The 22,403-nt window shown below is 38.3% G+C and carries 22 protein-coding genes and 1 riboswitch; of the genes, 9 read left to right on the top strand and 13 right to left on the bottom strand.

What is annotated here, in order from left to right:
* Positions 1-26: 26 nt before the first annotated feature.
* The 6 genes from pyrH to typA form a co-directional block, all read right to left on the bottom strand.
* Complete coding sequence (pyrH, locus tag VNN39_RS04690) at positions 27-743, bottom strand: UMP kinase (protein ID WP_019292238.1); 717 nt, start codon at positions 741-743, stop codon at positions 27-29.
* A gap of 90 nt (positions 744-833) precedes the next feature.
* Positions 834-2,027 (bottom strand): acetate kinase, encoded by a 1,194-nt coding sequence (locus tag VNN39_RS04685; protein WP_165713502.1) that lies wholly within the window; start codon positions 2,025-2,027, stop codon positions 834-836.
* A gap of 117 nt (positions 2,028-2,144) precedes the next feature.
* A complete protein-coding gene (locus tag VNN39_RS04680; RefSeq protein WP_338998011.1) occupies positions 2,145-3,338 on the bottom strand; it encodes an acetate kinase in 1,194 nt (397 codons plus the stop codon).
* Positions 3,339-3,422: 84 nt separating this feature from the next.
* Positions 3,423-4,358, bottom strand: a complete 936-nt coding sequence (locus VNN39_RS04675) for a class I SAM-dependent methyltransferase (RefSeq protein WP_338998010.1) — start codon at positions 4,356-4,358, stop codon at positions 3,423-3,425.
* 45 nt (positions 4,359-4,403) lie between these two features.
* Positions 4,404-4,634, bottom strand: coding sequence for a DUF3165 family protein (locus VNN39_RS04670; protein ID WP_017368651.1), 231 nt, complete (start codon positions 4,632-4,634; stop codon positions 4,404-4,406).
* 74 nt (positions 4,635-4,708) lie between these two features.
* A complete protein-coding gene (gene typA, locus VNN39_RS04665; protein ID WP_339007271.1) occupies positions 4,709-6,550 on the bottom strand; it encodes a translational GTPase TypA in 1,842 nt (613 codons plus the stop codon).
* A gap of 319 nt (positions 6,551-6,869) precedes the next feature.
* Between typA and VNN39_RS04660 the strand changes: the two genes are divergently transcribed.
* Genes VNN39_RS04660 through VNN39_RS04650 form a run of 3 tightly spaced genes read left to right on the top strand, consistent with a single transcriptional unit; the run spans position 6,870 to position 8,440 of the window.
* Positions 6,870-7,082 carry a YqgQ family protein gene (locus tag VNN39_RS04660; RefSeq protein WP_003133311.1) on the top strand — a complete coding sequence of 71 codons (213 nt, stop codon included), beginning with the start codon at positions 6,870-6,872 and terminating at the stop codon, positions 7,080-7,082.
* Positions 7,075-8,043 carry an ROK family glucokinase gene (locus tag VNN39_RS04655; protein WP_017368653.1) on the top strand — a complete coding sequence of 323 codons (969 nt, stop codon included), beginning with the start codon at positions 7,075-7,077 and terminating at the stop codon, positions 8,041-8,043. The genes VNN39_RS04660 and VNN39_RS04655 overlap by 8 nt, the downstream gene beginning before the upstream one ends.
* A 16-nt stretch (positions 8,044-8,059) precedes the next feature.
* Positions 8,060-8,440, top strand: coding sequence for a rhodanese-like domain-containing protein (locus tag VNN39_RS04650; RefSeq protein ID WP_017368654.1), 381 nt, complete (start codon positions 8,060-8,062; stop codon positions 8,438-8,440).
* 39 nt (positions 8,441-8,479) lie between these two features.
* On the opposite strand, the gene VNN39_RS04645 is transcribed toward VNN39_RS04650, so the two are convergent.
* The gene (locus VNN39_RS04645) at positions 8,480-8,926 is read right to left on the bottom strand and encodes a Dps family protein (protein WP_096369051.1); all 447 of its coding nucleotides are present in this window, start codon (positions 8,924-8,926) and stop codon (positions 8,480-8,482) included.
* Between the two features lie 110 nt (positions 8,927-9,036).
* Here VNN39_RS04645 and VNN39_RS04640 point away from each other — a divergent pair, with 110 nt between their 5' ends.
* Positions 9,037-9,693, top strand: a complete 657-nt coding sequence (locus VNN39_RS04640) for a prepilin peptidase (protein ID WP_165713508.1) — start codon at positions 9,037-9,039, stop codon at positions 9,691-9,693.
* Here the strand turns inward: VNN39_RS04640 and dinB are convergent.
* The 4 genes from dinB to VNN39_RS04620 all read right to left on the bottom strand — a co-directional run bounded on the left by dinB (position 9,641) and on the right by VNN39_RS04620 (position 16,128).
* Complete coding sequence (gene dinB, locus VNN39_RS04635; protein ID WP_096369050.1) at positions 9,641-10,738, bottom strand: DNA polymerase IV; 1,098 nt, start codon at positions 10,736-10,738, stop codon at positions 9,641-9,643. The two genes, VNN39_RS04640 and dinB, sit on opposite strands and share 53 nt — an antisense overlap.
* Before the next feature lie 132 nt (positions 10,739-10,870).
* On the bottom strand, positions 10,871-12,202 hold the full coding sequence (murC, locus tag VNN39_RS04630; RefSeq protein ID WP_165713509.1) for a UDP-N-acetylmuramate--L-alanine ligase: 1,332 nt from the start codon (positions 12,200-12,202) through the stop codon (positions 10,871-10,873).
* A gap of 50 nt (positions 12,203-12,252) precedes the next feature.
* Positions 12,253-12,882 (bottom strand): hypothetical protein, encoded by a 630-nt coding sequence (locus VNN39_RS04625; protein WP_017369624.1) that lies wholly within the window; start codon positions 12,880-12,882, stop codon positions 12,253-12,255.
* A 135-nt stretch (positions 12,883-13,017) separates the two neighbouring features.
* Complete coding sequence (locus VNN39_RS04620) at positions 13,018-16,128, bottom strand: DEAD/DEAH box helicase (protein ID WP_339007269.1); 3,111 nt, start codon at positions 16,126-16,128, stop codon at positions 13,018-13,020.
* Positions 16,129-16,684: 556 nt separating this feature from the next.
* On the opposite strand from VNN39_RS04620, the gene VNN39_RS04615 reads away from it, so the two are divergent.
* Entirely contained in the window at positions 16,685-18,025 is a 1,341-nt protein-coding gene (locus tag VNN39_RS04615) for an amino acid permease (protein ID WP_338998004.1), read from the top strand.
* A 76-nt stretch (positions 18,026-18,101) separates the two neighbouring features.
* On the opposite strand, the gene VNN39_RS04610 is transcribed toward VNN39_RS04615, so the two are convergent.
* Together VNN39_RS04610 and VNN39_RS04605 are read right to left on the bottom strand one after the other, a co-directional pair.
* On the bottom strand, positions 18,102-19,040 hold the full coding sequence (locus tag VNN39_RS04610; RefSeq protein ID WP_213496631.1) for a serine hydrolase domain-containing protein: 939 nt from the start codon (positions 19,038-19,040) through the stop codon (positions 18,102-18,104).
* Complete coding sequence (locus tag VNN39_RS04605) at positions 19,037-19,813, bottom strand: CppA C-terminal domain-containing protein (protein WP_339007267.1); 777 nt, start codon at positions 19,811-19,813, stop codon at positions 19,037-19,039. Before VNN39_RS04605 ends, VNN39_RS04610 begins: the two co-directional genes overlap by 4 nt.
* A gap of 77 nt (positions 19,814-19,890) precedes the next feature.
* On the opposite strand from VNN39_RS04605, the gene VNN39_RS04600 reads away from it, so the two are divergent.
* The 4 genes from VNN39_RS04600 (at position 19,891) to VNN39_RS04585 (ending at position 22,360) form a co-directional block, all read left to right on the top strand.
* On the top strand, positions 19,891-20,679 hold the full coding sequence (locus VNN39_RS04600) for a CPBP family intramembrane glutamic endopeptidase (protein ID WP_017369629.1): 789 nt from the start codon (positions 19,891-19,893) through the stop codon (positions 20,677-20,679).
* Positions 20,680-20,712: 33 nt separating this feature from the next.
* Positions 20,713-20,811: riboswitch (TPP riboswitch) on the top strand.
* Positions 20,812-20,866: 55 nt separating this feature from the next.
* On the top strand, positions 20,867-21,403 hold the full coding sequence (gene thiT, locus VNN39_RS04595) for an energy-coupled thiamine transporter ThiT (protein ID WP_017369630.1): 537 nt from the start codon (positions 20,867-20,869) through the stop codon (positions 21,401-21,403).
* 12 nt (positions 21,404-21,415) lie between these two features.
* Complete coding sequence (locus tag VNN39_RS04590; protein ID WP_338998003.1) at positions 21,416-21,895, top strand: aminoacyl-tRNA deacylase; 480 nt, start codon at positions 21,416-21,418, stop codon at positions 21,893-21,895.
* 108 nt (positions 21,896-22,003) lie between these two features.
* Complete coding sequence (locus VNN39_RS04585; protein WP_165711919.1) at positions 22,004-22,360, top strand: DUF3397 domain-containing protein; 357 nt, start codon at positions 22,004-22,006, stop codon at positions 22,358-22,360.
* Positions 22,361-22,403: the final 43 nt, after the last annotated feature.

The raw sequence follows: 22,403 nt of genomic DNA, 5'->3' as shown, positions 1-22,403 counted from the left end.
TTTTTCCTTTTTATTTTATTATAAATTTATTCTACAGTTGTTCCGATTTCTTCACCTTGAACAACACGTTTAATATTTCCAGATTCATTCATATTGAAGACAACAAGCGGAATGTGGTTGTCCATTGACATTGTTGAAGCCGTTGAGTCCATAACGTGAAGACCTTTTGTGATAACGTCCATGTGTGTAAGATTGTCAAATTTAACTGCTGTTTCGTCAAGTTTAGGATCTGCATTATAGACACCATCAACACCATTTTTAGCCATCAAAATAACATCCGCATTAATTTCTGCTGCACGAAGTGCTGATGTTGTATCTGTGGAGAAGTATGGCGAACCTGTTCCACCTGCGAAAATAACGACCCGACCTTTTTCAAGGTGTCGTTCAGCGCGACGACGGATATAAGGCTCTGCGACAGCTTTCATTTCGATAGCTGTTTGAACACGAGTAGGTACGCCAAGTGCTTCAAGTGTATCTTGAAGAGCTAAGCCGTTCATGATCGTAGCTAGCATGCCCATATAATCTGCTTGGGCACGTTCCATACCGATCTTTTCACCGGTCACGCCGCGCCAGATATTTCCGCCGCCACAAACGATGGCGATTTCTGCACCAAGAGCATATACTTCTTTGAGCTCTTCAGCAACTTTTTTAACTGTTTCAGGATCAATTCCAAATCCTTTTTCTCCAGCTAAAGCTTCGCCAGAAAGTTTCAAAAGTACGCGTTTATATTTAATATCAGCCATAGTTTCCTATCTCTTCTCTATTCTTTTTTATCCCTACTATTTTACCATAAAATTTAGCTGAAAAAAAGACCATATGGTCTTTTAACAAAATTATTTATTTTTTGCCGCTTCCACATCACGCGCAATAACCAACTCTTCGTCTGTTGGTATAACTAGGACTTTAACACGCGATTCTGGTGTAGAAATGATACCATTCGCACCACGGACGTTCTTTTCTGGGTCAATTTCCATACCAAACCATGACAAGCCTGCTACAATATCACGACGTGCATCGGTATCATTTTCCCCAATACCTGCTGTAAAGATAAGCGCATCTGCTCCATTGAGGACCCCAAAGTACTGTGCAATAAACTTTTTCAAACGATCAATAAACATTTCATAAGCCAAAAGTGCTTTTTCATTGCCAGAGTTACGTGCTTCTTCCAAATCTCGCATATCACTTGAAAACTCTGATACACCAAGTAAACCTGATTTCTTATTAAGAACATCAATAACATCCTGCGCCGAACGTAAACTAGGATCACTTTCAAGCATATAAGAAATCACAGAAGGGTCCATTTCGCCAGAACGTGTCCCCATCATTACACCTGCTAGTGGTGTGAAGCCCATTGAAGTATCAACAGACTTTCCACCTTCAATAGCTGTAATTGAAGCACCATTACCAATGTGGGCAGTGATGAGTTTTAAATCTTCAAGCGGTTTTCCGAGTACTTTTGCTGCTTCACGTGACACATACATGTGTGAAGTTCCATGCGCTCCATATTTACGAATAGCATAATCCGTATAGTATTTTGTTGGAATTGGATAACGAAAGGCTTTTTCTGGCAACGTTGTGTGAAAGGCTGTATCAAAGACAGCTACAGCAAGCGCATCTGGAAGCAAGCGTTTAAAAGCCTCGATTCCCAGCACATTTGCGGGGTTGTGGAGAGGGGCTAAAGTTGAAAGGTTTTTTATCTCTTCTAAAACTTCAGGAGTAATTACAGTAGACGTATTGAAAAATTCTCCACCCGCAACAACACGGTGACCAATAGCTGTAATCTCACGGAAACTACTAATGAGTTTAAAATGTATCAACTCGTCCATCAAAAGCAAGACCGCTTGACGGTGGTCAACAATATCCTGCTCTCTTTTATGCACTTGATCATCAAACTTTGTTGTTGAAATAGAATCTTTCAAACCAATACGTTCAAAAATACCTTTAGCAATAACTTTTTCTTCTGGCATATCATAAAGTTGCCATTTTAGTGACGATGATCCAGCGTTAACAGCGAGTGTTTTTTCCATATTTTAAAAATCCCTTCAATATGTAAGTGTTTTCTTTTTGTCTTACTAGTATAACATAACTTTAAAAAATATCTTAAAAGAAATATATAAAAACGGCTTTTTATTAGCCGTTTCTTTTTATTTCGCTTTTGCAGCTTCAACATCGCGTGCAATAACAAGCTCTTCATCCGTTGGAATGACAAAAACTTTAACACGTGATTCTGGTGTTGACATCTCTCCTTCAAAACCAAAAATATTTTTAGAGAAATCAACATCAATACCAAACCATGACAAACCTTTTAAGACACCTTCACGTACTGGTGCTGAGTTTTCACCTACACCTGCCGTAAATACAATTGCATCAGCACCATTCAAAACAGCCAAGTATTGGCCAATGAATTTTTGAATACGGTCAACATACATTTCGAATGCTAAGGCTGCATCCGCATCCCCAGCATCACGAGCAGAGATGATTTCACGCATATCAGAGGACAAACCAGAGACACCAAATAGTCCTGACTCTTTATTCATCATATTGACAACGTCTTGAGCATCCTTGAGTGAATCATCGTTAGCAATAAGATAAGGGAAAACAGAAGGATCCATATCTCCTGTACGTGTCCCCATCATAATACCTGCTAATGGTGTGAAGCCCATTGAAGTATCAATTGACTCACCACCTTTTACAGCAGTGATTGATCCACCATTACCGATATGGGCAGTAATGATTTTTGTATCTTTAATATCTTTACCTAACATTTTTGCAGCTTCTTGTGCCACAAACATATGTGAAGTCCCATGTGCTCCATATTTACGCACGGCGTTTTCAGTGTAATATTTTTTAGGCAATGGGTAACGGAAAGCTTTTTCAGGCATTGTTGTGTGGAAAGCTGTGTCAAAAACAGCTACCGCTGTTGCTTCAGGCAACAACTCCAAGAAAGCCTTTATACCAGCCGCATTTGCTGGATTATGTAGTGGAGCAAGTGGTAAAAGTTCTTCAATTTGTTTTAGTACTTCTTGATTGATCAAAGTAGATTTTTTAAACAACTCTCCACCAGCGACAACACGGTAACCTACTCCGGTAATCTCTGTAAATTCTTCAACAATATGGAAACGTTTCAAGTCTTCAAGTAAAATGTGAACGGCTTGTGTGTGGTCTACAATATCCAATACACGTTCTTCTTTTTGGTCGTCAAATTTTACCGTTGTGACTGAATCTTTCAAGCCAATACGTTCAATCAAGCCCTTTGCAAGAACTTTTTCTTCTGGCATTTCATACATTTGCCATTTCATTGATGATGAACCAGCATTAACCGCAAGAGTTTTTGTCATTTTATCTATCCTTCTTCTTTCAATTTTCTCTTAAATTATATCACAAAACCCAATTGAAGGCAGTGACTGGCTAAGAGTTTTTGGTCAAATCTTGACATTTTTCACAAACTCAGACATAAATTCTTGCAAAATAGAGCGGTCTGCTAAGTCAGACAAGGGGTAAACAAAAGTCGGTGTATTTGTCTGGTTTTTACTTAATAAATAAATCGATTTTACTGCCCCTTTAAAGAGGGATGAAGGTAATGTAATGACTGCAGCAATATGTGCATGTTCTTTAATCCAGGCCTTCAAAAACTCTGACTGTGCACTTGTCAAAAGATTATCTGGAGCTAAGAAAAGTGCAAAGCCACTCTCTTTCAAATACTTGAAGGATTGCTCGATCATTAAGTGGTGCACATAGGTATGTTCTGATTTGTCATGTACTTGAAAATGGCTAGCAGCTTCATCGTCTGGATAATAACCAACTGGGAGATCACTTAGGACAACGTCCACAGCTTCCAAGGGCTGAGGTTTAACAGCATCCATTTGGAGAAAACTTGCTTCTGTTCCCATGACTTCTGACATTGAAGCAGATAAATCCAACAAGAGGTCGTCTACTTCAAAACCAACATAGTCTACTTCTTTTTGCAGATGAACCAAGAGCGTTTCCGCTAAATTCCCCGTTCCTGAACCAAACTCTAACACGCGAATCGATCGGTCCTTGTGCAACTCTTCAATGATGAAATTAAAGATAAAACCAATAGAGTCCGGTGTTAAATTATGATTTGCTTGCATCGGTGCAATACGAGAGCCTTGTAACAAGACAAACTGAAACAGTTTTTGCCATTCACTTTTCGTAAGATTCATTGAACGAACTTTATCGTTATTTTCCTTCGTCAGTGACGCCAGCTCTAAGGCGCCTAAGTAAGCTGCATTTTGTTCCACAAAAGCATCATAAAAATCCGTCATCAGCTCTGCTTGAATTGCCATGATATTCTCAAGGACCAACCCAAAAGCTTTTTCGATTTTCTCTATATCCATGTAACCTCCAAAAAATAGTCTGCCAGAGACAAACTATTTCTTATTTTATAATTTTTCAATTTCTAAAAGGGCCTTAACAGCGAGAGCTAAGAGTGCAATCACCATTGCGATTTCATATAAGGCTGCACGATGACTGACAGCTTGACCGATAGCTACAGCTACGATAAGGACAATCACTGACGCAAAAACAAAGATATCCGTACTTCTTCTCACATCCTTAGGCATTAAAAAGATGTAGCCCAGGGCAAATAAAACTAAAAGTATCAGATAAAACATGCTTTTCTCCTTATTTTTGGCTTCTTAGTCTTTTCTCAAATCCCTCTGCTGTTTCAAGCACCATGTCAAAACTATTATTCAGCAGTTTTTTTCTTTTTCGTTGCTTTTTCACGCATTGCTTTGTCAAGAATTTGTTTACGCAAGCGGATTGATTCTGGTGTTACTTCCATGTATTCGTCATCACCCAAGAATTCTAATGATTCTTCAAGAGACAAGATTTTAGAAGCGTTAAGCACTGAAGTTGAGTCTTTATTAGATGAACGAACGTTTGTTTGTTGTTTTGCTTTTGTAACATTAACTGTCAAGTCATTATCACGTGAATGTTTACCGATAATCATACCACCATAAACTTCTGTACCCGCTTCAACAAAGAGAACACCACGCTCTTGTACGTATCCCATAGCATATGATGTTACAGAACCTTGGTCCATAGAGATCAAAGCACCACGGCTACGTCCACCGATTGTTCCTTTAACCATTGGCATATATTGGTCAAATGTGTGGTTCATGATACCATATCCACGTGTCATTGACATAAATTCTGTTGTGAAACCAATCAAACCACGTGCTGGAACCAAGAAGACCAAACGCGCTTGACCGTTACCAGTGATTTCCATGTCCAACATGTCACCCTTACGTTCTGAAAGGGCTTGGATAATTGATCCTTGGTATTCTTCAGGTGTATCAATACGTACACGTTCAAATGGTTCACATTCTACGCCGTCGATTTCTTTAACGATAACTTCTGGACGTGAAACTTGAAGTTCATAGCCTTCACGACGCATTGTTTCGATAAGGATAGACAAGTGTAATTCTCCACGACCTGAAACGATCCATTTATCTGGTGAATCAGTATTTTCAACACGAAGTGATACGTCTGTTTGAAGTTCTGCTTGCAAACGTTCTTCAACTTTACGTGCAGTTACCCATTTACCTTCGCGTCCTGCGAATGGTGAGTTATTTACAAGGAAAGTCATTTGAAGTGTCGGTTCGTCAATGTGAAGTACTGGCAATGGTTCAACAGCATCTGTCGGTGTAACAGTTTCACCAACGAAGATATCATCCATACCAGAGACGGCAATCAAGTCCCCTGCTTTTGCTTCCGTAATTTCTTGACGTTCAAGCCCAAAGAAACCAAAAAGTTTTGTGACACGGAAGTTCTTCGTTGAACCGTCAAGTTTAGACAATGTTACATTGTCACCAACTTTGATTGTACCACGGAAAACACGTCCAATACCAATACGACCAACGAAGTCATTGTAGTCCAAGAGTGAAACTTGGAATTGCAAAGGTTCGTCAGAGTTATCGATAGGCGCTGGGATATGTTCGATGATTGTGTTGAAGATTGGATCCATTGTCGCTTCTTGATCCGCTGGGTTATCGCTTAATGATGATGACCCATTAATCGCTGAAGCATAAACAACTGGGAAGTCCAATTGGTCATCATCGGCACCAAGTTCGATGAAAAGTTCCAAGACTTCATCTACAACTTCTTGTGGACGTGCAGATGGTTTATCGATTTTGTTCACGACAACGATTGGTGTCAAGTTTTGATCCAAAGCTTTTTTCAACACGAAACGTGTTTGAGGCATTGTACCTTCATAAGCATCCACGACAAGAACAACACCGTCAACCATTTTCATGATACGTTCTACTTCACCACCGAAGTCCGCGTGACCTGGTGTGTCCAAAATGTTAATACGTGTATCGCCATATTCTACGGCTGTATTTTTAGCAAGGATTGTAATTCCACGTTCTTGTTCAAGAGCGTTAGAGTCCATTGCGCGTTCAGCAAGGTTTGTACGGGCATCAAGCGTTTGAGATTGTTTAAGCAACTCATCAACCAAAGTTGTTTTACCGTGGTCGACGTGGGCAATAATCGCAACGTTTCTGATGTTTTCGCGTAATTTAGTCAATTTATTTCTACCTATTCTTTCGAAAATTTCCTACGGAAATCGCGTCTCCGTAGCTTGAACGCTAGCTTTTATGGTGCGCCCAAACAATATATCAAATTTATTATAGCACACTTTTTGTCAAAGGCGAAAATGCACGCGTTTACAAGTTTTCTAAGGAATAAAATTGACAAATTTGACCTACTTCCTACTATGAACTTTAAGTTGTAATTTTGAAATACTCCAAACAGATTATCAGTTTGTAAAAAAATTATGGACCAAAAACTCATTGAAAAACTTATCAATACTTGAAAACCGCTTACAGTTGCGGTAAAATAGAACAATGAAAACACTTTATGATGTACAGGAATTGTTAAAAAAATACGGTTTTATTAATTTCATGACCAATCGCTTAGATGCGATTTATTTTATGCAACAGGAACTTACAAATATGGTTGAGCAGGGAATTTTTGAGAAAAGTGATAAAGAATACCTCACTGCCCAACTTATTTTACGTCGTGAAGAAAGAATTGAGAAGGAAAAACTAAATGGCTAACAAAATTATTGGTATCGACCTCGGCGGAACTTCTATCAAGTTCGGTATTTTAACACTCGAAGGTGAAGTTCAAGACAAATGGGCTATCCCGACAAATATTCTCAGTGATGGAAAACACATTGTCCCTGATATCATTGAATCTATCAACCACCGCTTAAATCTTTACAACCTTGATAAGTCTGACTTTATTGGTATTGGAATGGGGACACCTGGTACAGTAGATATTGAAGCTGCTACTGTCCGCGGTGCCTTTAATCTTAACTGGGCAGATGTTCAAGAAGTTGGTGCTCCTATCAGCGAAGGTGTTGGTCTACCATTCATTCTTGATAATGATGCAAATGTTGCAGCTTTAGGCGAACGTTGGGTCGGAGCTGGTGAAAACCAACCTGACGTTGTCTTCATCACTTTAGGAACTGGAGTGGGTGGCGGTATTGTTGCTGCTGGAAACCTTATCCATGGTGTTGTTGGTGCAGCTGGTGAAATCGGACACATCGTGGTAGAGCCTCATGATGGCTTTGCTTGTACTTGCGGAAACTACGGTTGCTTAGAAACAGTAACTTCTGCTACTGGCGTTGTACGCCTTGCAAGAAAATTCGCAGAAGAATACGAAGGAAACAGCGAAATTAAAGCAAATATTGATAATGGTGACGAAGTAACTTCTAAAGACATCTTCATTGCAGCTGAAGCTGGTGATGCTTTTGCACTTAGCGTTGTTGATAAGTTTGCTTATTACCTTGGTTTTGCTTGCGCGAACCTCGGAAGCACGCTCAACCCAGCGGCTATTGTCATCGGAGGCGGAGTTTCTGCAGCTGGAGAATTTCTCCGTTCTAAAGTTGAAACTTATTTCCAAAAATATTCGTTCTCAACAGTACGTGACTCTACAAAAATCAAACTTGCTGAGCTCGGAAATGATGCTGGTATCATCGGTGCCGCAAGCCTTGCTTTAAAATTTAAAAAATAAACTTAGGAGAACTTAAATGATCTGGATCATTGACTTTATACTTTTAGCCCTCATTGTCGTCTTCTTCATCTATCCACGTTGGACGCTCAAACGTAATGCCAAAGTTGTTGAGGCACCTGAATTTGAACGTTTAATGGCTACTTCTCAACTTATCGACGTCCGTGAAGCTGCAGATTTCCGAGTAAAACACATTCTTGGTGCTCGTAATTTACCTGCTTCTCAGATGGAACAAAGTTTAAACGCCATCAATAAAAAGAAACCTGTGCTACTTTATGAAAATGGTAAGCCAACAGCATCAGTCAAAGTTGCTAAACAACTTAAAAAAGCTGGCGTACCAGAAGTTTATATTCTTAAGACTGGCTTGAATAACTGGCCTGGAAAAATTAAAAACGGATAATAAAAAAAGACCTTACCGAGTATGTAAGGTCTTTTTTTATTATCCAAGTTCTGCTTCGAGCATCCAGATTGTTTTTTCAACATCTCCGAGTGCAACTGTATAAAGATCAACTGTAACCGCGTCATTTTCAGATTCAGCAATATCCATGCCTTCTTGGAAAAGTTTAGCCAAGTATTTGTAAGTATCTAGAACACCATGTAAACGTTCAGACATTGACTTATCCCAAGTAGCTGGTTGAAGTTCAATTTTTGACTTTTCATCAAACTCTTTAAGCGTTGAAACTGGCGAACCACCGATGGTAATTAAACGTTCAGCAAACTCATCTAAATGCTCGTTAAGTGCGTCCATGAACTCGTCCATTTTAGGATGCAGAGTCAAGAAACCAGAACCACGCATATACCAGTGTGTTTGATGTACAAGTGCTGCTGCTTGAGATAAATCTGCAACTGTTTGATTCAAAACTTCTTGTGTTTTTTCCTTAGACATAGAAACCTCCAATTTTTTATTTCTATTACAATTATATAAAAAAAAAGGTCAATTAGAAAATATTTTGCTTAAGATTGTGAGCTTTTTAGCTTTTTCTCGTATTAACAAATATGCTTATTTTTTTCTTCATTATCGGCACTGTATTTGGCTCTTTTCTTGGTTTAGTAAGTGAACGATGGGATACGGAAGCCTCGATTCTTTATGGACGCTCACAGTGTAGCTCTTGTCAGTCGCCTCTCAAATGGTATCAACTTATCCCTTTAATTTCCCAAATTATCTTTAAAAGCAAGTGTCGTTTGTGTGGTGTAAAATTTTCTTATAGTTATTTTATCCTAGAATTTCTTTCAGGAACTCTCTTTGCCGCATTGTGGTTTGATTTAGATTTTCTCCACTTTTTCACCCTTATTATTAGTTTACTTTTGAGCAAATTTGATATTGATTCTTATGCTTACCCTTTAAATATCGGTTTAGCGTTTACTGCTTGCTTCTTTATTTTATTTCCTGTTACCCCTATAGCTTATTTCTTATTAGCGCTTGCTTGTTTCACTTTTTTTATCAATATTGGGATTGGTGCTGGAGATATCTTGTGGCTTTTCTTTGCCTCTTTTTCTCTCTCTTTAGAAGAAATGCTTATTCTTATCCAGCTGGCTTCTGCATTGGGACTCTGTTTTTTGCTTATCAAAAAAAGGAAAAAGATCCCCTTTATTCCTTTTCTTAGCTTTTCATATCTAATCGTAATTCTTCTGCCCCAAACCCTGTTAGGGTAACACCCAGCAGTCGTACACCTATTGTTTCATCATAATCAATCTCTTCTAGTAAATCTTGAGCGACATGTGCCAATGCAGTTGTTTCATTTATCTTCTCGGGAAGCTTTTTGCGTTTCGTAATTGTCTTAAAATCAGAATAACGTAACTTGAGGACAACTGTATCTCCCAGAAGTTGATGACGCTTCACATTAGTAGAAACGCGTTCCGAAAGGTTAGTAAGTTCCTGCTTGATGTCCTCTGCATTGTAGAGGAGTTTGCTATAAGTTCTTTCTTTGCCTACTGACTTCCTTTGACGGCTTGTCACTACGGGTGCATGATGAATACCATTAGCCTTCAAAAAAAGATTCCAACCATAAACACCAAACCGTTCTGCCAAGAGTAACGGGTCCGCCGCTTGAATATCAGCACCTGTAAAAATCTCTAACTCATGTAGTTTTGCTCCAGTAGCCTTACCTACGCCGTGAAATTTTTCAACAGGTAACACTGCTAGAAAGTCTTTTGCTGCTTCAGGCATAATTACCGTCAGCCCATGAGGCTTTTCATAATCTGAGGCAATCTTTGCTAAAAATTTATTGTAGGACACACCTGCTGAGCAAGTTAAACCGAGCTCAACAAAAATATCGTGCTGTATAAGTTTTGCAACTCTAATTGCACTGGTTGACCCTATCTTATTCCGAGTGACATCCAGATAAGCTTCATCAATAGATGCTGCCTCTACTTCATCAGTATAGCGGTTAAAAATTTCACGTACTTGTTCTGATATTGCACGATACTTTTCATAATTCCCACTAATGAAAACAGCTTGCGGACAAAGATCATAAGCTTCTTTGGCGCTCATTGCCGAATGAATCCCGAATGCTCGTGCTTCATAAGAACATGTTGAAACAACGCCACGCCCGCCAGTTTCCAGCGGGTTCCGTGCAATAACTACAGGTTTTCCCCTTAATTTTGGATTGTCCCGTATTTCTACTGACGCGAAAAAGGCATCCATATCAATATGGATGATTTTTCGCGACGTATCATTGACCAGTGGAAATGTTAACATGCTTTAATTATATCATAGAGCCGATAAGTGGTATGAATTTACAAACTGTAGTATCTCACTATTTAAAAGGAGACAGTATTTTTAAATAAGGTTAAACCATTGATAATAATTATTACTTTTAATCCTTTTATTTTACAAAGTATTTTTAGTTAATTGGCTAAGCAAATCTTCAAATGCCACTTCATACTGTTGGATATTTCCAGCACCCATGAAGACATAGACCCCACGATCATGGTCCAATAAAGGCGAAACGTTTTCCACAGAAATAACGCGTGCAGGTTTACGTACTTTATCAGCAAGATCTTGTGCTGTAATTTCATGGTGGTCAACTTCACGTGCAGAGCCATAAATTTCTGCAAGATACACAGTATCTGCTGAATCAAGAACTTGAGCAAACTCATCAGCAAAGGCAATTGTTCGTGTAAATGTATGGGGTTGGAAAACAGCCACGATTTCACGATCGGGATATTTTTGACGCGCTGCATCAATTGTTGCTTCGATTTCTGTTGGATGGTGCGCGAAGTCATCAATAATAATTGTTTCTCCAACTTTTTTCTCCGTAAATCGACGTTTTACACCAGAGAAAGTCAACAAATGGTCTGCGATATCATTCATATCTAAGCCAAGCTGATGGGTTACACCAACTACTGCTAAGGCGTTCGCAATATTATGCTTCCCGTAAGCAGGAACTACAAAGTGACCGATTTTTTCGCCTCGGAAATAAGCATCAAAAGATGAGCCGCGTGTTGAGCGGATGATATCTTTTGCTTGATAATCATCACCATCTTCAAAACCATAATAGTAAATTGGCGCTTCTGCTGTAATTTTACGTAAATACGGATCTTCTCCAAAAACGAAAATACCTTTTTTGATGTTTTGGGCATAATCTTGGAAAGCTGAGGCGACATCATCAATGTTTTGGAAATAATCTGGATGATCAAAATCAACATTGGTAATAATTGTATATTCTGGATGATAAGGCATGAAATGACGTTCGTATTCATCTGATTCAAATACAAAATATTCGCTGTCCGCATTTCCACGTCCTGTACCATCACCAATCAAGTATGACGTATCCACAGCATTTTTCATGACATGTGCTAGAATTCCTGTCGTTGAAGTTTTACCGTGCGCCCCCGCGACCCCAACGCTGATAAAGTCTTCCATGAAATGTCCTAAAAACTCATGGTAACGTTTAAAAGCAAAGCCGTTTTTTTCAGCAAAAGCAATTTCGACATTATTGTCGGTACGAAAAGCATTCCCTGCAATCAACTCAACTTCTGGTGTAATATTTTTCTCGTCAAAAGGAAGAATAGGAATACCTGCTTCTTCAAGGCCACGTTGTGTAAAATAGTAGTCCGTCGTATCAGAACCTTGTACTTTTTTACCCATTTGGTGGAGCATAAGAGCGAGTGCACTCATCCCTGAGCCTTTAATTCCTATAAAATGATATACTTTTTCCATGATAAATAAGAAATTTCAGTCGGAACTGAAATCTTTTCTCCTTCTTTTATTTAAAGTCCGCGATCAAACAAGTTCTTCCGTTTGTTGTCGAAATACTCGTTTTTTGCAGTTTTAGTCTTATCTTCTCCTTTTTGAGGAGAACCAGAAATAATTGCTTCATCAAGATTTAAACCACGTTTTTTCATGTCTCTGATGGGATTATTAGTTGCTGGACGTCTTGGAGACATCGGCTTTTGTTCGATTGTCTTCTTTTCACCCGGTGCTGGTTTCGCTGCGTTAAGTACTGCTGATGAACGACGTAAGGAAAAATCATCTTTATCGCGTTCTAGCGGATGAACATAGCCTTTTGGACGTTTAGGAAGTACTGCCGCTTCTCTTTTGGCCTTTTCTTTTGATTCATCAACACTCGTTTTTTTAGGCATTTTATCAAAAGAACTGTACCCACTATGATTGCTATTTAATGGACGATGTTGAGTGCTGTAGCTAACTTTTGTTTTTATTGGCTTATAGACATCTGAACGTTTTTTATCAGACATTTGAACACCACCAAAAGAAGCCTCGTCTTGTTGACTAGGATTCTTAGTAATCAGTTGTGAATTTGTCATGATGACGCGTGTGTCTTTTTCAAGCATTTCATCATCATCGATGATTGGAAATACGACTCTTCTTCCTTCGTTCATTGCTTGCCCTACTTATTTTTTTGTTTGTCTTGAAACTTTTCCTCTACGTTCCTTAAAAAGTTTGTCTAATCTTATTTTTTTTCTTAGGTATGTGTTTCAACTATTATTATATCGCATTTTCAGCGATTTTTAAAGTTATAGTCCTAAAATTTCTCTGATTTCGGCTTCGCTGAGCGTCTTATCAATCACATCGCCATCTAAAACATTTGCAATCAGATCTTTTTTACGCTCCTGAATCTCCATGATTTTTTCTTCAATCGTCCCTTGTGTAATCAAGCGAATGACTTCAACGGTACTCTTTTGTCCCATACGGTGAGCCCTTGCTATAGCTTGTTCTTCAACCGCAGGATTCCACCATAGATCGACAAGGATAACAACATCGGCACTAGTGAGGTTAAGACCTACGCCACCCGCTTTTAGCGAAATGAGGAAGGCATCACGGCTTCCAGCATTAAAGGCTTGAACCATTTCTAAGCGTTCTTTAACTGGAGTTGAGCCCGTTAACTTATAGGCAGTGAGGTCCAATTTTTCCATTGCTTCTTCAATATAGGGAAAAGTCTTAGTAAACTGTGAAAAAATCAGAGGACGATGTCCTGAAGCCTTGACTTGCTCTAACAGCTCCATCAAACTATCTAGCTTACCAGATCCACCTTCATAGTTATCCATGAAAAGAGCTGGCGTGTTACATATTTGACGAAGTCGGGTAATCCCTGCAAGAATTTCAATACGTGATTTTTTAAGGCTTGCACTATCCATTTGGCGGACAGATTGTTGCATTAACTCTAACTGTGCTAAATATAGGAGTTTTTGCTCTTCAACCATGTTATTGCGTAAGGTCATTTCCATCTTATCAGGCAACTCTGTCAAAACTTCTTCTTTTTTACGGCGCATAATAAATGGATGGATAATGCGTGAGATAACTTCGGGTGACATTTTATTAAATGTTTCACGTTTTGGTAAAAAGCCAGGCATTACCACTTGGAAGATTGCCCAAATTTCTTCTAAACGATTTTCTAAAGGCGTTCCAGATAAAGCAAAAGTATGTTCAACATTCAATTGACTAAGCGCTCTATTTGTTTTACTGCTATAGTTTTTCACAGCTTGTGCTTCATCTAAGAGAAGATAGTTAAGCTCCTTCTCTTGATAATCATCAAAGTCCTTAAGGAAGCTGCCATAACTTGTGATATAAACTTGATGCTTCCCATGAATCAAAGCATCGCGATCAGCCTTCATACCGTCAACTACTACGTAATCAACCGTGTCCGTAAATTGATCAAACTCACTGGCCCAGTTGTAAATAAGGCTAGCAGGAGCAGTGACTAAAGCTGTTTCACCTTCTTTCAGATTTGACAATAAATAGGTAATCGCTTGTACTGTTTTACCTAGACCCATGTCATCTGCCAAAACACCACCTAAGTGATAGTGCGTTAACATAGACATCCAACGAACTCCTGTTTCCTGATAACTTCGCAGTTCAGCTTTGACATGCTCAGGCTTTTCGTATGGGAAGGTTTCTGGATGCGTGAGGTGTTCATAGAAGGCTTTAAATTCATTTGAAAAATTACTGCTTGAAATATTTTCAAATATTTTAGAAACTTGAAAACTGCGTGTCACATTGACTTCTAAGCTCGTCCCACTGATCGTAAAATTATCATCCAGTTCTCGTAAAGCTGATTTCAGTTCGCTGAACTTCTGGTCAAAGATAAATAATTTTCCGTTTTCACTGACATAGTATTCCGCATTGTTTTGCAACTGTGCAATAACATTTGCAAATTCATTCTCACCGATGCTTGGCATTTCAAAGGCAATATCTAACAAGCCTCCTCGACGATCAATCATGATTTCAGGGACTTCATCGACTTTCATATCCATTAGTCCAGGAGACAGTTTTACTTGACCTAATTTCTGGAATTGTGGCAGAATCTTGATAAAGAATGTTTCTGCAAATTGTGCCGAAAGCGTCACAGAACTTGTAAAAGAACGTGTGAAACCAAAACGAGCCATGAGCGTAAATATCTTATTTTCTAGGCGTAGGTCCCGAGAGAACTCGAGTGTTTCTAGTTCATGAAAGTGTTCCACTTTAAAATTGCCATAATCAAATTGAACCGAAAGTTCTATATTTTGTCCATCAGGATTAGCAAAGTTAAAAATCGGTGTAAAGGGGCGAATAACGAAATTTTCAGGGGCTGAAATTTGGCCCAAAGTAGAAAGTTGTTGCAGTGCTTGAGCTACTTTGTCCTTGTCCATATATGAAAATTGATTATGCTTCTCACCTTCTAATTCTTTTTGAACCAGCTGCAACAAACGTTTTTGTTCATGATCAACCTTATAAAAGACGTGATTATAGTATAGAAGGGAACCACTATAGAAGGAACTAAAGGCATTATCTTCGATTTTCAACTCGATAAAGTCCCTTTGGCTTGTCACACTAAAATTAAAAATCTCTGACTCTTCATCAAGAGCAACAAAGGTGAAATAGTTAATCAAGGCGCCTGATAACCTCAAGCTAAAACGTGACAAGTTAGAGGCTAAATCCATTGCCTCTTCAATAAAAAGATAAGGGAAATTGAGATAACGTCCATTTTTAATATACAGTTGGTTAGCCATTTGAGCATCAAGCTTGCCATGTATTTTAAGTAGGAAATTCAAAAAGTCCTGACTCGCTTCATCAAAATTATCAAAAAAGAGGTCAACATAATGCAAAGCACCTAACGAATATTGTCCAAAGTTTTGCAATGTTCTCAAAAAATACGGGATATCTTTGATTACATAAGCTCTACCTAAGCGTTCGCTATATAAGCGTAAGTCAAAATACATGAAGTAATCCATAGAAAAAACATCATAGAGTTGCGAGTTATCTTCGACATGGACTTCAATTGAAAATTGCTCAGCTCCAAAATTGACCTGTGTTTCGCCATTCAAAGCATCCAAAAAGGCAGCATTAGCAGCTAATTCGTCATTTGCTACCAACTCAATCTTTTCTATGTTTTTCTTGTCATCTTCAATTTCTTTATTTTCATTCTTGAGGTATTCTTCCACTGCAGCAATGTGCTTACAATAACGGTAATTCCGCTGAAAATCAGCACAAGAACAATAATCCTGTGCCCCGTCCATATCGTAAATTACTTGTTCTCCTTCAACCTCTGCAGAAAGTTTAAAATCCTCTATTGATGGATCAATTAAAAGTCCCTGGCTATACAGGGCTATTCCTTCACTGCGTACACGTGCTGGCATCATTCTGCTCATTTTATGTTTATCCTATTTTTGATGCCTTTTTGCACCAACTCTCTGTCTATTTTTTCTTCTAAATCCCTTTAAAACGTGCATACATTATACCATATTTTGCTATTTTTTTCACGAATTACCTAATAAAAAATAGAAAGTTATCTTCAGATAAAAAATTTTATAACCTCCAATTCCTTTCTGATTTTAATGTAAAGAACTTTTGACATTAAAATTTTAAAAGTCCACTTTTGTTTTTTTAATTTGTGCAAAAATTTGAATTTTTACATTATTTGTATTATACTTTACACTATTAAAATAATGAGGCTCAAAAATGATTAACGCTTATCACACAGTTTTGTTGTTGATTATGGGCTCACACTAAGTGCTGAAAGGTAAAGGTGTGAGTCCTCTTTGGCGTTGGTCAGAAAGGGGCAAAAAGATGTCCCTTTGGGCATCTTTTTTAATTTATTTTTATTGATTATTGCTACTCAAACGTGACAATAAAGTGAGAGGAGGCCTAATTTGACTTAGAATTTTAAATTAAAAATATTTATTTTATAAAGAGAGGAACTTATAATTGGAAAATAATCAAAATTTACAAAAGAGAATGGCAACACGCCATATCACTATGATTGCTCTAGGTGGAGCGATCGGGGCTGGCCTTTTTAAAGGGAGCGCTTCTGCCATTGAGTCTGCTGGTCCTGCTGTCCTTATTTCTTATTTCATCGGAGGTTTGGTTTTATTCTTCGTGATGAAGAGTTTAGAGAAGTTGGTCCTTAGCTCGGATGAACCACATGGTCTTTCAGGATTGGTTCAACCTTATCTGGGTAACCATGCAGCTGATTTTACAGACTGGGTGTATTGGTCACTTTGGATGATTAATATTATTGCCGAAGCTGTCGCTGCTGCTAGCTTTATACAGCTTTGGTTCCCTAATATCCCTTCATGGGCCTTCGTCTTACTCATCGCTATCCTAACATCGCTTATCAACCTACTGTCAGTAACATTCTTTGCCGAAACAGAATATTGGCTTGCTTTTATCAAAATCAGCGTTATCATTCTTCTTATTATTTTTGGTGTCATTTTAGTTGCACAAAACATTTTTAATACCAACTTGATATCTGCATTTTCAGGGATGACAAAATATGGTGGCTTTGCGCCACACGGACTTAAAGGTGTTATCAATTCTTTATTGATTGTTATCTATTCCTACGGGGGCTCTGAACTCATTGCCATTACTGTTAGTGAGACAGAAGATCCTAAAACTGCTATCCCACGCGCTATCCGAGGCGTTATTGGACGCATCATTTCTTTTTATATCGTCCCAATGTTCCTCCTGCTCCTTATCTACAACTGGAACGACCTGGCAACGTCAACAATGAGCCCGTTTGTCATGGTCTTTAACAAAATGCATATTCCTTTTGCTGCAGACATCATTAATTTCATTATTATTCTCGCGCTCTTTTCTTCAATCAACTCTGGCATTTATGCCTCTTCAAGAATTTTATTCTTCCGCTTAAAAAATCATAAAGGCAAGCTTTCGCAAAAGATTGCTACACTGAATAAAAGTAAAGTACCTCAAAGATCTGTTCTTTTCTGCTCTGGAACACTTTATATCGGCGTTGTTCTTTCTTACTTCTTAGGAGACAGCCTATTTAACTATCTTGCCGGTTCTTTATCTTACACTGTCCTTTTAGTTTGGTTTTTAATTAGTCTCGCAGGCTTCTTATTGGCACGCAAAACCAAAGCTTTAGGTACTATGAGCATGAGTCTTATTGCTCTCATTGCTTTGTTATTAATTTTCTTTGGTATCCTTACAACTAATCCTATTGGAGTAACTCTCTTTACCGCACTTCTTTATTTCATTATATTGATAAGTTATCGTAAAAAGAATGATCCTGTAGACAATATTGGATAAAAAAATATTAAACACTTTCTCAATAACAGGAAAGTGTTTTTTTATAGGAAAAGAAAAAACCGACACTCAGGTCAGTTTAAATTTTTATGAGTATTTCAATCAGTCGGTCACGATCTACAATCCACTGTGCCCGCTCATCCTTCAAGTGCACTCGATTGGATAAGAAAATTACCGCTTTCTTTGATTCGAGATTCATCAGAATGAAAGTGCCTGTGTAACCTGTATGAAGCAACCACTGGTCGTGTATAAAATCCCAAGCTAAACTTCTTGGGCGATCTCCCGCTGCATAATTTTTCTGCAAAGCCAAATATTTTGTGTCTGAAAAATAACCTTGAACAAATTTAACCAAATCAATCATCGGTGCAAAAAGTCCTGCTGACCCACAGTGTGTTCCTAGTACTTTTGCTTTTGGATCATGAACCGACCCCACTCGTGTATCCAGACTTGTAGGCACGGCATTAGTAACAGGTCCAAAAGATGTCTCAGACATGTTCCATTTTTCAAAAACCTCTGCTTTAAAGACTTCATCTAAAGATTTCTCATAAAGCTTTTCAAGCATAAAACCCAACAAAATAAAGTTGATATCTGTGTAGTGACAACTTTTATTTTCCGTCACTTCGATATGGTCAATCGCATCCTTTAAACCTTTAAAATCTAACTTATCACGGTTTTCAATAAACGGATTTATACCCGTTGTATGCGTAAGAAGCTGTCTCAAAGTAATACTCTCATCATGAAAATCAGGATAATAATCCGTAAACGGAGCATCAAGCTCTAACTTCCCAGACAAAACGAGATTAATAACAACTGTTCCTGTGCCTACAACTTTTGAAACGGAAGCTAAATCCCATTTTTTACCTGCAACCAATGGTTTTACTTTCGGAAGGATTGCTTGGTTGCCTCGAACAAACTCTTGAACCTCTGCTTCTTCCACAATAGCAACATGGCAGCCCGGGAAAATTTCTTGTGCTATATAGTCATCAATTGTTTCTAAAAATTCTTTTTCATTTTTCATAGGCCTTGCTTTGTAAACCAAAGTTCCATGTGATGTGGAATATCAATAGCTAACGTTTTCGCTTTTTTATCCAAATACAGTTTTTCGTCAGGTAAATTATCAGCGAACTGAGCTAAGTCAAACGACTGCGAAACTTGAAAACGTAAAAGCATCAGGTCAAGTTTTTCATCCATATTAGCTGTCAAATCAGGACCTTCACTTTGGCAAAAGACGAGATGCAAACCAGCAAGGTCTAAAAGATTACCTTGCGCTTTTACACCGAGAATTTTTTCATATTCTGCAATAATAGACACTTCTGGAATATTAATTTGTACCTCTTTGATAGAAAAATCAGATAGTCCTGCAAATTCCCCCTCATCAAAGTCAACATCAGATTTAGCAACCTCTGTTAAATCTGACCAATCGTTTACAGAAACCATCAGATAAACATCATTTTCTGGAGAAACAGCCTCAAAAGCCCAACTGTCTTTGACCTGATAAAGATGTGCTACTTGGTCTAAGTTACGCGCCAAAAGCTGTTCAATTTCTTCCTCATCAGCTTGGATGACTGTGCGTCCATGTTTCTTCATCCCTTGAACAGGAGTCACACCCGGTAACTCCTCTAAGATTAACCTTGGTTCTTTTGCCTCATAACCAGATAAAAAAACTTCTGCATTTTCTTCGTGTAAGACTTTCATGCCAAGCACATCACGATAAAAATTTAAATTTTCTTCGCGATTGAGTACACGATAGCCTGGTAAGCAAACTTCTAAATTGTTTATGAATTCTTTCATTCTGATTCTCCATTTATCTTCTTATATTTTATTAAAACTTATACAAATTATCAATGATTATATGTTAGAATTGTTCTATGATTAAATTTCGAGACCTTATAAAAAAACCTTGGACCTGGACTATTCTCCCTGCTTTTCTCTTCGCTCTTCCTTTTTCTTTAGGAGCTGGCTGGATGCAATGGTTAGGGCTAAGTTTCCTTCTTTACCTAATTAGTTTAATTTTCACTTATAAGAAATCAATCTGGCTGGCTCTCTTTGTGCTTTCTTTACTACCAAGTTTTGCTACAGCACTTATCAGCCAGTTGCATTCTGGAAAAGCCTTTTCTTCTCTTGATCAAATAATATTTTTTGTGATTTTCTTTGTTGCTCTAGGCTTGTCTTACTTTCTTGCTCGCCGTCGAAATATTATTCCGCCGATTGCTATCAAAGAATTCCCCTTGGGCAAAATTGCCCAAGGCTTTGGTTCTCTTTTCTTGGTTTCACTCTGTGTCAATATTTTAGCACAGGCGCTTGGTTTACAAGCAAGTACAGAAAATCAAGAGGCTTTAAACAGTCTCGCCCAGGTTATTCCTTTAGGTATCTTTGCTGTCCAAACGATCTTTGCTGGCTTCTTTGAAGAACTTACTTACCGCGTTGGCCCTTTCGAAGTTCTCTTTACAAAAAATAAAATGCTCGCTTTTTTGACAGCAGCTCTCCTCTTTGCAGGTATGCACAGTCCAACAGATCTTTACAGTTGGCTTGTTTATGGTTCAATGAGTTTAGTGCTCACCATGTTCTACTTTAAATACCGTAATTTCTACCTCAATATGGCCATCCATATGGCTTGGAATTTCCTTGGAATAAGTATGACATTTTTGCTAAAGTAAACATCTTATGATATATTAATACTGTAAAATTAAAATTTGCACAATGGGTGCTCGAGGGAAAACCAAGAGCTGAGAAACACCATTTGACCTGATCTGGTTCGTACCAGCGTAGGAATGTGTTTGTATAGAGGATCGCTATCCTCACTTCTCTCTAACCCTCCTTTGTGCCAACAAAAGGAGATTTTTTATGTCTGATTCTAAAGTTTTAGAACTTACTGAAACGGCTATTGCTGCTGCATTAGCTCTTGTCTTGAGTTTCATCTCGATAAACTATGCTCAAGTTTTTTATCTTGAGCTGGCAGTTATTCCCTTACTGGTCTTGGCCTTGCGCCGCGGTGTTTTTTGGGGCATGACAGGTGGGCTGGTGTTTGGCTTACTTTTGATTGTATTAGGTCAAGCAACTATCTTGACTCCAGTACAGGCCTTGCTGGAATATATCGTTGCACCGATTTCTCTTGGCTTCGCTGGCATCATACGCAAGAAAGATTCGAGTCAAACACGCACAATCTTTGCTGCTGCTTTTCTCGGCGTTCTTATCAAATATTTTTGGCACTTTGTCGCTGGTGTTATTTTTTGGGGGAAATATGCTTGGAAGGGCTGGGGTGCGATTCCTTATTCATTTGTCGTAAATGGAATGAGTGGACTTGCAACTGCAACACTCGCTGCTCTGGCTCTCGTTATTATCTCTAAGAGTGCAGCTCAGATTTTTCAAGCGAAAAAGTGATATAATGAACGCATGAGCAAGAAAAAGAAACTGAAAAAAACATTAGTTGAACAAATTCTGGACAAAGGTCAAGTCAACCATGAAGGGCTTGCTCTCAATGCTTTAGAAGCAGAGCTCATGCCTGAAGACATCCAACGTCGTGATATCTATAAAACGCTCGCACTTATAGGAGATAAAACGGGTCCAATCGTGGGGATCCTTCCTCTGACAGAGCATCTTTCTGAAAAGAAATTAGCAAAGGTCTCTGGAAATAAGAAGGTCCACATGATTCCTCAAAAAGATTTGCAGAAAACCACTGGATACATCCATGGTGCTAATAATCCTGTCGGTATCTGGCAAATCAAAAGGTTCCCTATCTATATCGATACCATTGCACTGGATGCAGATAAAATCATTGTATCTGCCGGTGAAATCGGCCGTTCTATACGCCTCAATCCAAAAGAACTCGCAACTTTTGTACAAGCTGAATTTGCTGAAATTCGTGAAATTTAAATAAAAAGGAAAGCTTAACTATGGCTTTTCTTTTTATTTTTACATCTCGATTTATTGTTCCGACAAATAACACTTTACAAAAGTACCCAAAACCGCTAAAATTAAGCTATGTTACCTAAGATTATTGCCACCCTATATCCGCTTTTAAGCTGGATTGTATTGGTTTTCGCTTTTAAATTTTTGCGGATTCGCCACTTGACGAATCGAAAACTTCGCATTCCTGATATTTTTGTCCTCTTCTTAATTTTTGGGCTCCAACTTTTTTCAGAGCAATTCACTGCCATTAATATTTTGCCTTATTACTTCTTGATCCTTTCAATTTTAGCTCTCGTCTTATTGTTAATGGATTTATTCTATTTTAAAGACTTCAAATATAAGCGCTTCTTTAAGCTTTTTTGGCGCATTACTTTTGTGATTACTTTTGCTCTTTACATCGCTATGATTGTCATGATTTACATGCATTGATAAAAGAACCATACTAATGGTTTTTCTTTTTATATATGATTCA

It is taken from the genome of Lactococcus formosensis (assembly GCF_037892375.1).
In the GTDB taxonomy this organism is placed as follows: domain Bacteria; phylum Bacillota; class Bacilli; order Lactobacillales; family Streptococcaceae; genus Lactococcus; species Lactococcus formosensis.
This window is presented reverse-complemented; position numbering and strand designations above follow the sequence as displayed.

What these genes read in the sequence shown, in the direction of transcription:
- murC (WP_165713509.1), bottom strand. Translation starts at nt 12,202, where the DNA reads ATGGAAAAAGTATATCATTTTATAGGAATTAAAGGCTCAGGGATGAGT.
- VNN39_RS04590 (WP_338998003.1), top strand. Translation starts at nt 21,416, where the DNA reads ATGAGCAAGAAAAAGAAACTGAAAAAAACATTAGTTGAACAAATTCTG.
- VNN39_RS04585 (WP_165711919.1), top strand. Translation starts at nt 22,004, where the DNA reads ATGTTACCTAAGATTATTGCCACCCTATATCCGCTTTTAAGCTGGATT.
- thiT (WP_017369630.1), top strand. Translation starts at nt 20,867, where the DNA reads ATGTCTGATTCTAAAGTTTTAGAACTTACTGAAACGGCTATTGCTGCT.
- VNN39_RS04670 (WP_017368651.1), bottom strand. Translation starts at nt 4,634, where the DNA reads ATGTTTTATCTGATACTTTTAGTTTTATTTGCCCTGGGCTACATCTTT.
- dinB (WP_096369050.1), bottom strand. Translation starts at nt 10,738, where the DNA reads ATGTTAACATTTCCACTGGTCAATGATACGTCGCGAAAAATCATCCAT.
- VNN39_RS04600 (WP_017369629.1), top strand. Translation starts at nt 19,891, where the DNA reads ATGATTAAATTTCGAGACCTTATAAAAAAACCTTGGACCTGGACTATT.
- VNN39_RS04660 (WP_003133311.1), top strand. Translation starts at nt 6,870, where the DNA reads ATGAAAACACTTTATGATGTACAGGAATTGTTAAAAAAATACGGTTTT.
- VNN39_RS04680 (WP_338998011.1), bottom strand. Translation starts at nt 3,338, where the DNA reads ATGACAAAAACTCTTGCGGTTAATGCTGGTTCATCATCAATGAAATGG.
- pyrH (WP_019292238.1), bottom strand. Translation starts at nt 743, where the DNA reads ATGGCTGATATTAAATATAAACGCGTACTTTTGAAACTTTCTGGCGAA.
- VNN39_RS04625 (WP_017369624.1), bottom strand. Translation starts at nt 12,882, where the DNA reads ATGAACGAAGGAAGAAGAGTCGTATTTCCAATCATCGATGATGATGAA.
- VNN39_RS04620 (WP_339007269.1), bottom strand. Translation starts at nt 16,128, where the DNA reads ATGAGCAGAATGATGCCAGCACGTGTACGCAGTGAAGGAATAGCCCTG.
- VNN39_RS04685 (WP_165713502.1), bottom strand. Translation starts at nt 2,027, where the DNA reads ATGGAAAAAACACTCGCTGTTAACGCTGGATCATCGTCACTAAAATGG.
- VNN39_RS04650 (WP_017368654.1), top strand. Translation starts at nt 8,060, where the DNA reads ATGATCTGGATCATTGACTTTATACTTTTAGCCCTCATTGTCGTCTTC.
- VNN39_RS04605 (WP_339007267.1), bottom strand. Translation starts at nt 19,813, where the DNA reads ATGAAAGAATTCATAAACAATTTAGAAGTTTGCTTACCAGGCTATCGT.
- VNN39_RS04640 (WP_165713508.1), top strand. Translation starts at nt 9,037, where the DNA reads ATGCTTATTTTTTTCTTCATTATCGGCACTGTATTTGGCTCTTTTCTT.
- VNN39_RS04655 (WP_017368653.1), top strand. Translation starts at nt 7,075, where the DNA reads ATGGCTAACAAAATTATTGGTATCGACCTCGGCGGAACTTCTATCAAG.
- VNN39_RS04610 (WP_213496631.1), bottom strand. Translation starts at nt 19,040, where the DNA reads ATGAAAAATGAAAAAGAATTTTTAGAAACAATTGATGACTATATAGCA.
- VNN39_RS04675 (WP_338998010.1), bottom strand. Translation starts at nt 4,358, where the DNA reads ATGGATATAGAGAAAATCGAAAAAGCTTTTGGGTTGGTCCTTGAGAAT.
- VNN39_RS04645 (WP_096369051.1), bottom strand. Translation starts at nt 8,926, where the DNA reads ATGTCTAAGGAAAAAACACAAGAAGTTTTGAATCAAACAGTTGCAGAT.